The following is a 983-nucleotide window of genomic DNA, read 5'->3' as shown; positions in this document are numbered from 1 at the left end:
TCGAGGAACTGGTCGAGCACGCGCGAAAAATCGGCTTCGGCAAGTTCAAGATTGTCAATCAGACGTCGTTCCGCGAGCTCGCCAAGCAGGACTGTCTCTACGACCGGATCAAACAGCGCTTTGTGCGAGAGCTCGGCTATGCCGACTGCCGCCAAATCCGGCGCGCCGGGCGCTTTTTCGTCTCCGGACACAGCTCCGGACCTGGCCCCTGGGAAAGTGACGGCAAGTGGTACTCTGCGGATAAGAGCCTGTCGCGGTGGCACCGGGCGAAGGCGACTGGCACGTTGTCCGGTTGGTACGACATACACGCCACGGTTTGATCGCGACGTGACAGCGCCCGGTGGCCACGCGTGCAGATACGCGCTGACCCCTGCACCGTACACCGCCACCTGCTCGATGTCTTCCAAGCCCAGCGGCATCTGATCTTCGGGACCGCGGACTCGCAGATCACCCCATCATCCGGTAGGCGGCCCTTGAACAGCGCCTACGAACGAGGTCCGGTCAGGGCAAGACCGTTAGTTGGGTGCAGCGATCGAGAATTAGCGTATTACGGAGTACTTACAGTTGGGTAGCCACTCAGCCACCGGTTGAACTTGATCGAGTTGCTTTTTATTCCCAACCGTTTTGCTTACACTTGCTCAAATCTCGCCCTCGGCGATGGTCGCATAACGAACACGTGAGCTTTTAGGGCTTTGTTTGTTGCCCGAAGGAGCACGGTCAGTTTTGACCTTCTTTGTGGACGAGCCTCGGGTCGGGCCGACGTTCCTGCCAACTTCGTTTTCGTCGGCGCCATCGCCGCTAGAGTCTAGGTCGCGGATTCCATGGCATCAATATCACGTCAAGGCATTGCACTCTCCGCTGCTCGCTATATCGAACAGGCCATCATGCTGTTGACGCCGGTCGTTCTGGTGCGAACGATCGACTCCGGAGCGTTCGGCGAATATCGGCTGTTCTGGCTACTTGTAAATACCGTGGCTCTGTTG

The 983-nt window shown here is 58.3% G+C and carries 1 protein-coding gene; it reads left to right on the top strand.

The genetic code is table 11. From position 1 onward, the window contains the following. The coding region (locus ACXJMY_RS37930; protein ID WP_456624459.1) for a hypothetical protein at positions 1 to 320 on the top strand (320 nt) is incomplete at its 5' end. Positions 321 to 983: the final 663 nt, after the last annotated feature.

It is taken from the genome of Bradyrhizobium sp. P5_C12, from assembly GCF_054049735.1.
The sequence above is the reverse complement of the archived record's forward strand: the minus strand, read 5'-3'. Positions and strand labels throughout refer to the sequence as shown.